The 8,652-nt window shown below is 39.6% G+C and carries 19 protein-coding genes; 5 read left to right on the forward strand and 14 right to left on the reverse strand.

What is annotated here, in order from left to right; translation table 11 throughout:
• Positions 1 to 166: 166 nt before the first annotated feature.
• The 14 genes from LGZ99_RS22390 to LGZ99_RS22455 form a co-directional block, all read right to left on the reverse strand.
• A complete protein-coding gene (locus tag LGZ99_RS22390; RefSeq protein ID WP_036841563.1) occupies positions 167 to 565 on the reverse strand; it encodes an antiterminator Q family protein in 399 nt (132 codons plus the stop codon).
• 3 nt (positions 566 to 568) lie between these two features.
• On the reverse strand, positions 569 to 766 hold the full coding sequence (locus LGZ99_RS22395) for a hypothetical protein (RefSeq protein WP_051769804.1): 198 nt from the start codon (positions 764 to 766) through the stop codon (positions 569 to 571).
• A complete protein-coding gene (locus LGZ99_RS22400) occupies positions 750 to 1,349 on the reverse strand; it encodes a recombination protein NinG (protein WP_036841561.1) in 600 nt (199 codons plus the stop codon). Before LGZ99_RS22400 ends, LGZ99_RS22395 begins: the two co-directional genes overlap by 17 nt.
• A complete protein-coding gene (locus LGZ99_RS22405; protein ID WP_072008891.1) occupies positions 1,321 to 1,512 on the reverse strand; it encodes a NinE family protein in 192 nt (63 codons plus the stop codon). The genes LGZ99_RS22400 and LGZ99_RS22405 overlap by 29 nt, the downstream gene beginning before the upstream one ends.
• A gap of 11 nt (positions 1,513 to 1,523) precedes the next feature.
• Positions 1,524 to 1,763: a hypothetical protein gene (locus LGZ99_RS22410; RefSeq protein WP_036841558.1), complete on the reverse strand. Its 240-nt coding sequence runs from the start codon at positions 1,761 to 1,763 to the stop codon at positions 1,524 to 1,526.
• On the reverse strand, positions 1,763 to 2,206 hold the full coding sequence (locus tag LGZ99_RS22415) for a YbcN family protein (RefSeq protein ID WP_036841555.1): 444 nt from the start codon (positions 2,204 to 2,206) through the stop codon (positions 1,763 to 1,765). Before LGZ99_RS22415 ends, LGZ99_RS22410 begins: the two co-directional genes overlap by 1 nt.
• A 12-nt stretch (positions 2,207 to 2,218) precedes the next feature.
• Entirely contained in the window at positions 2,219 to 2,539 is a 321-nt protein-coding gene (locus tag LGZ99_RS22420; protein WP_036841768.1) for a phage protein NinX family protein, read from the reverse strand.
• Positions 2,540 to 2,543: 4 nt separating this feature from the next.
• Positions 2,544 to 2,798: a Lar family restriction alleviation protein gene (locus LGZ99_RS22425; protein WP_036841770.1), complete on the reverse strand. Its 255-nt coding sequence runs from the start codon at positions 2,796 to 2,798 to the stop codon at positions 2,544 to 2,546.
• Positions 2,799 to 2,996 (reverse strand): DUF551 domain-containing protein, encoded by a 198-nt coding sequence (locus LGZ99_RS22430; RefSeq protein ID WP_072008894.1) that lies wholly within the window; start codon positions 2,994 to 2,996, stop codon positions 2,799 to 2,801.
• A 21-nt stretch (positions 2,997 to 3,017) separates the two neighbouring features.
• On the reverse strand, positions 3,018 to 3,743 hold the full coding sequence (locus LGZ99_RS22435) for an ATP-binding protein (RefSeq protein ID WP_113040769.1): 726 nt from the start codon (positions 3,741 to 3,743) through the stop codon (positions 3,018 to 3,020).
• Positions 3,743 to 4,534 (reverse strand): hypothetical protein, encoded by a 792-nt coding sequence (locus tag LGZ99_RS22440; RefSeq protein WP_228940158.1) that lies wholly within the window; start codon positions 4,532 to 4,534, stop codon positions 3,743 to 3,745. The genes LGZ99_RS22435 and LGZ99_RS22440 overlap by 1 nt, the downstream gene beginning before the upstream one ends.
• The gene (locus LGZ99_RS22445) at positions 4,527 to 5,195 is read right to left on the reverse strand and encodes a GIY-YIG nuclease family protein (RefSeq protein WP_113040771.1); all 669 of its coding nucleotides are present in this window, start codon (positions 5,193 to 5,195) and stop codon (positions 4,527 to 4,529) included. The genes LGZ99_RS22440 and LGZ99_RS22445 overlap by 8 nt, the downstream gene beginning before the upstream one ends.
• Positions 5,196 to 5,243: 48 nt before the next feature.
• The gene (locus tag LGZ99_RS22450; RefSeq protein WP_262979640.1) at positions 5,244 to 5,561 is read right to left on the reverse strand and encodes a CII family transcriptional regulator; all 318 of its coding nucleotides are present in this window, start codon (positions 5,559 to 5,561) and stop codon (positions 5,244 to 5,246) included.
• Between the two features lie 136 nt (positions 5,562 to 5,697).
• Positions 5,698 to 5,907 carry a helix-turn-helix transcriptional regulator gene (locus tag LGZ99_RS22455; protein ID WP_036841540.1) on the reverse strand — a complete coding sequence of 70 codons (210 nt, stop codon included), beginning with the start codon at positions 5,905 to 5,907 and terminating at the stop codon, positions 5,698 to 5,700.
• Positions 5,908 to 6,011: 104 nt separating this feature from the next.
• On the opposite strand from LGZ99_RS22455, the gene LGZ99_RS22460 reads away from it, so the two are divergent.
• The 5 genes from LGZ99_RS22460 to LGZ99_RS22480 all read left to right on the forward strand — a co-directional run bounded on the left by LGZ99_RS22460 (position 6,012) and on the right by LGZ99_RS22480 (position 8,495).
• Positions 6,012 to 6,419 (forward strand): helix-turn-helix domain-containing protein, encoded by a 408-nt coding sequence (locus tag LGZ99_RS22460; protein WP_036841539.1) that lies wholly within the window; start codon positions 6,012 to 6,014, stop codon positions 6,417 to 6,419.
• A 411-nt stretch (positions 6,420 to 6,830) separates the two neighbouring features.
• Positions 6,831 to 7,049, forward strand: a complete 219-nt coding sequence (locus tag LGZ99_RS22465) for a hypothetical protein (RefSeq protein ID WP_036841537.1) — start codon at positions 6,831 to 6,833, stop codon at positions 7,047 to 7,049.
• A 189-nt stretch (positions 7,050 to 7,238) separates the two neighbouring features.
• Complete coding sequence (locus LGZ99_RS22470) at positions 7,239 to 7,520, forward strand: transcriptional antitermination N peptide (RefSeq protein WP_262979641.1); 282 nt, start codon at positions 7,239 to 7,241, stop codon at positions 7,518 to 7,520.
• Positions 7,521 to 7,693: 173 nt separating this feature from the next.
• The gene (locus LGZ99_RS22475) at positions 7,694 to 8,224 is read left to right on the forward strand and encodes a hypothetical protein (RefSeq protein WP_011147149.1); all 531 of its coding nucleotides are present in this window, start codon (positions 7,694 to 7,696) and stop codon (positions 8,222 to 8,224) included.
• A gap of 76 nt (positions 8,225 to 8,300) precedes the next feature.
• On the forward strand, positions 8,301 to 8,495 hold the full coding sequence (locus LGZ99_RS22480; protein WP_036841528.1) for a hypothetical protein: 195 nt from the start codon (positions 8,301 to 8,303) through the stop codon (positions 8,493 to 8,495).
• Positions 8,496 to 8,652 lie beyond the last annotated feature (157 nt).

Below are 8,652 nucleotides of genomic sequence, written 5' to 3' on the forward strand. Positions count from 1 at the left end.
CCCCGCGATTACGGGCGTGAAAAGAAAAAGGCCACGCCATGCGCAGCCTGACATTAGAGACATAAAAAAACCCCGTGAGTACGAGGCTTGTTAATTCGATAAGCTGTGTGACATAGCTATCACTCTTATCACATTATATGGGTTTTTGTAATTACACAACCCTTATTTATGCAAACTGATAGATATTTTCTTTTTGAGTTACTTCATCTATTTCTAATTTAATATCAGCTATTGCCAGACACCCCTCAATAAATCCCTCTGCCGATTGCAGTCGTTTGGCTACCTGATTATGTGAAATACCAAGCCTTGGCCCCATTATTCTAAGCGGCATTCTTCTCACGTAATACATAACAATAAGCTGAAAATAATAAGCATTATAATCTTTCAGCCTTCTCATAGCTGCATCCACGGCAAGACCATCATCATCACAACACTGTGGCCGCGATTTAGCTTTGTTAGGGATCAGCCCTTTAAACCCCGCCGCGATTGGCGACCAATCAACATCACTGTTATCATTTGCCGCCCATGATCCCCAACGCTCAAGCACCATTTGAATATCACGCATTATTTACCCCCGGAGAACTGAATGATATTTGTCATATTTGGTTGAGAACATTACTGAGTGTTTTTTGCTCTTGACTGCCCGATCCTGAATAACTTTCAGTGAACCATATTTGCATTGCAGAACAGCAAATGACCTGCCTGTAATACCACTCCTGAAGCGAGCTTCTTCTATCGCTGCCTCAATATCAGTGAAGATTGTCATTGCTTAATCTCCTGAGTTTATCTTTGTAATAATCTCGGATCTGCTCGTAATCATCACGTTTCAATTTCTGCAAAGCATGATGAGACATCAATCTGTCGAATCGCTCTTGCCCAATTTTTTCAATCAAGCAAGGCTTATAGTTAATTATATTTCCTGATAAATAGTTATTACATGCAGAGCATTGCTTATGAGCATTATCCTCATCAAATCGCAGCTCTGGATGAGCCTTAATTGTTAGATAATGCCCTGCGTGATATTGCCCCTCATGAAATCGCCCACAACTAATACACGGAAGGTCTTTATCTCTTTCACGAATAAATGCATTAAACGCTTGCTGTGCTTGGCTCTTAAAATAAGAGAGTGGCTTTACTGCTAACTTACGGGCTTTGAGTTTATCTTTCTGTTCTGTTAGTTCTTGCTGACGTTTCTTTTTTAATGCCTGCTCTGCTTTCTCTCTGTCTCTGTTTCTTTTTCTGATTGCTAATTCAGCGCCATGCTCTGGATTACACCAGTATATATTCGAATACTTTGGCATAAACCATTCGCAGCATATTTTACATTTCCGCCTCGCTGGTTTTTTCATTTCTATTTCTCCGTCTGTCCCATTTCGCTCGCAGAAGCTTATAAACGTAATCAAACGTTTCAACTTCTGATTCCGTGGGAACTGGCTTTGATTTGTTATTAGATGGGATTTTATAGATTAGATTATTGATGACTCGCTGAGTCTGAGATGTTTGTTGTGACATTTAACCACCCATTATTTATTCCTTTCTTTTTTCTCAAAAGCAGCCGCAGCCGCGAGAAAATTAGACTCTATAAGCTGTTTCGCTTCTTTCTTCATTTCTCTGCCTATATGCAATGCTCTTTTACCCCGTTTAAGCTGCCACAGCGCATAAAGATAAAATAGCCTTGCCGCCGCTGACAGCCATATAAGCCCAAAAACAAATGTTGCTACAATACCCGCAAACGCATAGAAATAGATTATCCAGTCTTTCATTATTTATCTTGCTCCTGTTTTAATTTCATATATTCGCTGTTATCCGGTATTGTCACGAAACAACCAATACTCACAGCCCATTGCTCAACTCTTTCCATAAACTGAAACATATCCCCTGTGTCGAGTTTTGATGTCCGCTTAAGCGTCCTGACACGCTCTGTAAGCTGCGTAGTGACATCCATTATCTCGATAACTTCATAGCCCAAGAATGTATGCTTAAGCATCTCCTTAACATCTTCCGGTGAATATTTGGCACCGTTAGAAATAAGGTAACGACTTATCTCACCAAACCACATATGAGCCGTGGCATTTTGAGATAATGAGCGTTTATTTTTCCACGGCTTAATAATAATGCGATGCGGTTGTTTAGTTTGCAGTGTTTCTTTCAGTATTTCCCAAGCTTGTGATTTATTTGATTCGTGAAAACAAAAATCAGCTTCCATTTAACCCCTCCGTCATTCATCCCATAACTTTATAAGTTCATCAGGGATTTCAATTTCATCATCAAGCTCTATTGCAATAGCACGACAAACAGCCTCTTTTGCGGTCTTTCCGGTTACTACATCAAATCCCGGTCTATCTGCACACCAACCTTTAGCACGCTCTATAAGACTAATAAAATACTCATCAATTAACGGGCCGCATTCACCCCATTCCGTAGAATATTCAGGTATATTCTCTAGATTTTTAATCAAGTAATCTGAATCCCAACCTTCACAAATAGCAACAGCATAATCTAATGCACGGCCTGTTAAATTTTCTGTTTTCATTTTCATATTATTACCCCTTTACAACCTTCAATTTTCCGCGGACATGAATTATCGGATCTGAGTCAGAATTTGGCGCTCGTAAGTTCCACGCTCTGATAGCATCTCGCTTAGTTCTGTACGTGAGAGTAATCGGCTTAATTAAACATTTATCACCAATACATCCGGCATAAATACCTTCACCATCAGCAAATAACTCGGCATTACATTGACAGAACGGACATTTATCAAGGGTTAGATAATGCGGCAATTTAGTGTCATAAATCATTTAAAACTCCTTCGGTGGGCTTGGCAATGGCATCCAATGACTAACTGCATTTAAATCCATGTATACATCTCCTGACGATATATAAAATCCATTTTCTTCGTCCATTGATAAATACCCGCAAAAAACTCGACCTGATACTAAAATCAGCACGGTTTTTATAGATTCCGGCAATCTGTCACTGCATTTAATCCAGTTCATATTAAAAGTCCTTCCTATAGGTTATTTAACTTGCCGACGATAGCTATCCCATGTGAATCCGATAGCCATCGGCGATCCCATTCTCAACCTATCAATCACCCGCTCACCTAACACATCAGCAAGCTGTTGCTGTGGCAAGTTGGTTAATACGCCAACCGGTTTTTTGTTTGCCAGACGCCGATCAACCACCTGGAAAATTATCAGGTCCTCATTCAGATTTTTTCTCTGCACTCCGACATCATCGAGCACCAGCAAATCAACTTCACACAAATCATCAACCAAGGCAGATTCGCTGATTTTCGCATCCCGTTGATAGGTTTCACGTACCCGCATCATCAAATCAGGCAAAGTAGCAATCAGTATACTCTTGCCATTCTGAATGAGATGATTTCCGATGGCCGCTGCCAAGTGGTTTTTCCCGGTACCGGGATTGCCACTGAAAATAAATCCACCAAACGAGTGACCAAAATTCTCAGCATAGCGCCTAGCTTTCGCCAGCGCATTTTGTTGCTCCAATGTATCAGTGATGTAATTTTCAAACGTGCAATTTTGGTGCAATGGGCTGATGCCAGAGCGCCCCATGATTCTGTTTAAGCGATTCACCCGGTTCTCTTCTGCAATGCGTTTTGAGTCAATCTCGCCCTGCTTACGATGCCACTCCATTAAATCATCAGCATTAGTGAATTTTGGCTTGATATGTTCAGGCATCATCCGACGAAAACGAGCCAGAGTTTGTGCCATGCTCATTAGAAATCCTCCGAAATAAATTGCTCTGTGCGTACTGGTTGAGCAATGCGATCACCAACCCGCCGCTTGTAGCGATTAGCTTGCTGATTGTTCTGGTAGTTCAATTTCTGACTGGCAGTGATAAACCAATTCTTCGGCTTTTCAGACTGAAACTCCAAATCCAATCTCTGTAGCTCATGCTGCAAATCGATATTCGTGTATAGATTCTCCCACGCCGAGTAGTCTTTGTTGTTTAAACGGATCACCTGCCCCTCAAATGCATACTTACTCGACATCGAGTGAACGCTTGCAGACTGATTTTGATTTTCATCAGCACAAGCCGGTTCATCGGCTTGGGTGTTTATAGGGTTAGGGGAATCAGGAATCAGGTTAAGGGAATCAGCAGGATCAGTTTCATGCTCTTCTGATGCTTGCACCATACTTGCATGGTGCTCTTCTGGTGCTTCTTTATTATCAGCACCTTGCGTTACCTGTTCGGGTATTTCACTAGCCGCTTCTTTGCAGTGTGGGTTTTGGTGCTTCTTCCAGTTATTAATCTGAATAAACTCATTTCCATCTACTGCATATCTGGTGATAAAGTTTTTATCATGTAACTGAGCAAGTAATTTGTCACAATCTGTATCGTCATACGGCAATACCATTGCTTTAATTTTACGAGGTTTATCTTCAAGCCGACCCTCGCGATCGGCAATAGTCCACAAGCCAGCAAATAATAATCTCGCTAATGGTTCGCATTCAGCTAAATCATCATTTGTGAAAAAGCCGGGTTTAATATTTCGTGACCTAGCCATTGATTAAGTCCTCTATAAATTTAGGCATCTTCGGTTCTTCAATTTTGCAGTGTTCTCTTAGATGCTGTTGATCCGCTGGTTCTATTAGAATTAAATCACCATCATTGAAATAGAAAGAGAGCCCTTTTCGGTGTGCGGATTTAATAAGCTCAACAGATATTCTTATTAGCCTTTCAGCTATGGCTAATTTATTTCCAAAAGTATCAAATCCAAGATCTTCAAAAAGAGAATCAATATTTAATTCGTCAAGTTTTTCGGTGCTTATTACGTGGTTATAAATAGCTATTTCTTCTATTTTTTCATCCCTACCTTTCAGTCCATACTCATGAAAGGCATACAAAACCTCTTTCAGAGGAGCCTTAAAAAATTCCCTTAACTCATTCACTCTATAACGGTCAAGGAAGTCGTGAATTTCAGCCTCATCTTTCCCTGGATTTTCTGAGAAAAATGCAGCTTCAACTACAAACGGAACTGGAACACCAGTCGCTGATGAGAGTTCTCTGGCTCTAGTTTCTGGTGCATTGGTTGTCATACCAACTTTATAAACGCCGGGCATGCAACTATTACTCAAAACATATATCCAACCTTTTGATCTGAAGTTCTTAGGGAGTTCCGCATGCCTTATCACTTCATCATGGACTTCCATCTCTTCTAAGTGCATAATTCACCTGTTAGTGGTATAGGGGAACTCTCATTTCCCCCGCTTGATTCATATTTGATTAGCCTCGCCTGTTCCCGCAGACGAGGCGCTTTCTCTTAAGTGAGATAGCATCTCTTGCAACGCTTTAGCTATCTGTGCTGTTTCTTCTCCGTGAATCACAACCTCGCTTACCGGGGCTTCAAACCCAATAGCAGCTAGTAACTTGGCTGCTTTAGTCACAAAGCCGGTTTGCTCTGTTTGCCATCTGCTTATCTGTGATTGATGCACCCCGCAAGCATCAGCAACATGCTTCGGCCCGGTAATGACAATTCCCTTTCTTATTCGTGATTCGATTTCTTTAGTTTTGCGTTCCATTGCGATATTCATCTGTTAAATTTCCTTAAATAAAATAAAGTTAATAGCCCAACAACTGGGCTACGCTCCCCGCTTAGTGAGGAATGCACTTTTCAGTGCTGAGATGTTAAAGAGCGGCGAGCTACCTACCGGCTCGTGCGGTTTATTGCTATGCTGCTCTGGGTGGGAAAATGTCATCAAGACAATACTTTCCACCCAATGAATTCAGTACGCACACAATTTTGCGGCATGAATGTAAATCTGGATTTCTAATTCCAGATTCATAATTACCAATACGTGACTGTGACCACCCAAGCATTCTTGCTAATTCAGCTTGAGTGATACCAATCACTTTCCTTGCTGATGATATTTTGTTCATTGTTACCCCTTGTATCTAAGCATCATTATTAAACACGATTTGTGATTCATTGTAAACACGAATTGTGAGAGATAAAAACCACGCGCTGTGTTAAATAAGAATCCATGAAAACAAATGAAAGTGTTGGCGCAAGACTTAAGCGCCTCAGAAACCAACAAAAAATGAGCCAAGCTGCACTCGCGGAACGATGCGGCTGGGCCTCTCAGTCAAGAATAGGAAACTATGAATCTGACACTAGAAATGTCAGCGCTGATGATGCTGTCATTTTATCTAAAGCCCTTGGTGTTTCTCCTGCTGAATTGATGTTTGGTGATGCAGAATCTTCACAAGGAAATGAAGCCAGTGAGACATGCCAGGAACTATCAAAGAGACAAAAAATTCTTTTAGAATTATTTGATGAATTACCGGACAGCGAAGCTGACGAACTTTTAAAAACTCTTGAAGAAAAAAAACGGTATTACAATCAGTTACTAGAAGAATTATCACAGAAGAGAAGCAAAAATAAAGCATAAGAAATTTTTTTAATAACAAAGTGTTCCCTGTTCGAGGGACTGTGTAAGTGCTGGGGCAATGGCAAAATAAAATACTCATTGCGTGAGATCCCAGACTGGTAATGCCCATCTGAGCCACCTACCCGGTGGCTTTTTTATGCCCTCTTCTCACCAAACCAGCCAAAACCCTACCCCAGAAAAATTTTTTCAAAACAAATTAACAGAAAAATCAATCACATGGTTCTTTCTCACAAAAATATATCACAAAACGTGTTGATTAATAAAACACAATATGTGATTATGCATCACATCAAAAGCACACAGACGAACAGGCAAGGAAAGCCCACGAAGTAGCTGCTACCGGCAGATGAAGAGGTAGATGATTCGCAAGTGCTGAGAAACAAACACAACAAACAACAGAGGATGATCACGATGAACGCATACAACAACGCAACAATGTACGTAGATAAATTTACAGGTAAGCAATATCTCGTACAGAACGGCTACAGCGGCAGAGTTACTCAATATGCAGCAAACGTAAAAGTGTGGTTTGACTGGTCTTGCGCGGCAGGCGGGAAATTAGGCACTACAGTTTTCAAAAGCCGCAAAGATCTGAATAGCTGGTTACGCATGATGGGATTTAAGAAGTAATGCATATAGCCCCGCGAGGGGCCTTAAATACCAGTCTTCTCTCTTATAGAGGGCTGATATTTAGGAAAAGTAACTAACAAGGAAGTTTCGCTCTTTAACAGATAGCACTGAAAAGTGCACATTTTCAACAAGTCGGTTTCTGACTGCGCTGTATCAACAGTGTAACCAGAAATCAACAGGAGAAAATTTATGAAATGCTACGCATATAACAACGCCGCTAAACGTCGTCGTGACAATAGACAGGCATTGACTGAGGCATATAACCAAGCTCACGGTATTAATCCTGATGAAGAAGTTAAGCCTACACGCCCTACTCTTTATCTTAAACGTCGAGCAATGGATCGGACTGAAAAGGCCGTTTCGGTAAGAACTACACCTGTTATTGATTCATTTAACAACTGCTGCTTACCTGATGTATTTCTCTACTCAGTCGGCAAGAAAAGTAGCAAAGATATTACGGCAAGGGGGTAATTATGGAAAAAGTATTTCATGTGTTCGACTCAATGGAAGCAGCAGAGCAATGCGTTATTGAAAAACAATTAACATCATGTCCGATCTGCTATATCAAAGTCAGCTTCATCAAATAACTAATTCCAGCTCATTTATAGTGGGCTGTTGTGAGTTAATAAATAAAGGTGATTGTCATGAGAACTCAAATATTTTTCCACAAATATAATTTAGGTAGTTTTGGTTTATCTAATGATGAAATCCTGCGTTTTGAAAAATATGCTATAAACTATATTGAATCAATGGAAAAAGAAATAGATGTTATTTGTTTGCCTTATCCCACTTTATTTTATGAGCATGTAACGTGCTCGATATCTAAAAATCTCAGAGAATATATTTTTAAAAAATTTAAATTTGAATCAATTACTAATACATATAATCGATCAATAAAAAAACATGAATTTAAATCTCATTACAGTGATTATAGACAAAAAAGGAATGAGCGACAAAAAGGAAGACTTATAATAGCATTTGAATTACACATGGAACATATTAAAAATAAAGAAATATATATATTGTGTGACAAAATATTCATGTCTAATTTAAAACATAATAATATTTCAAATAAATCTATTTCAGATAAAGTTAGATTTTACAAAAAAGACCCGAAATTATATAAAAGAATATATAAAATATCACCTATAGTAATTTTACCGTATAGTAATTAATATTTCGCCACACCGGGAAAATAGGGAAATGTCGGCAGGGAAGCCAATTATTAAATTAATAACAGGAGTACACATCATGACAATAGCAGAACTAATTGAACTGCTAAAAGAACGTTTCGGTGATAATTGGGAGAACTGCGAACTAGAAATTCCCGATGAATTGAATGGTGGATGGCTAACAGTTGAACATGAAAATGTTGTTATCGAATCTGATAATGAATTTATTAAATTAAACTGCTGGATGAGCTATCCAGAGGAACTAGAGGATTAAACAATGTCAGACAATAAAAGACACGTGCACGCTGATTCAATGCTTGAATATGCGATTGATGCTTCTAAGACCGATGAACCGTGGTTGCTGTGGGAAATATCTTGTTATGATAGTGAATGGAGAACTTTGGCTCGTCATCCAGCATGGGATATTGACG

It is taken from the genome of Photorhabdus temperata, assembly GCF_025384845.1.
GTDB classification, from domain to species: domain Bacteria; phylum Pseudomonadota; class Gammaproteobacteria; order Enterobacterales; family Enterobacteriaceae; genus Photorhabdus; species Photorhabdus temperata.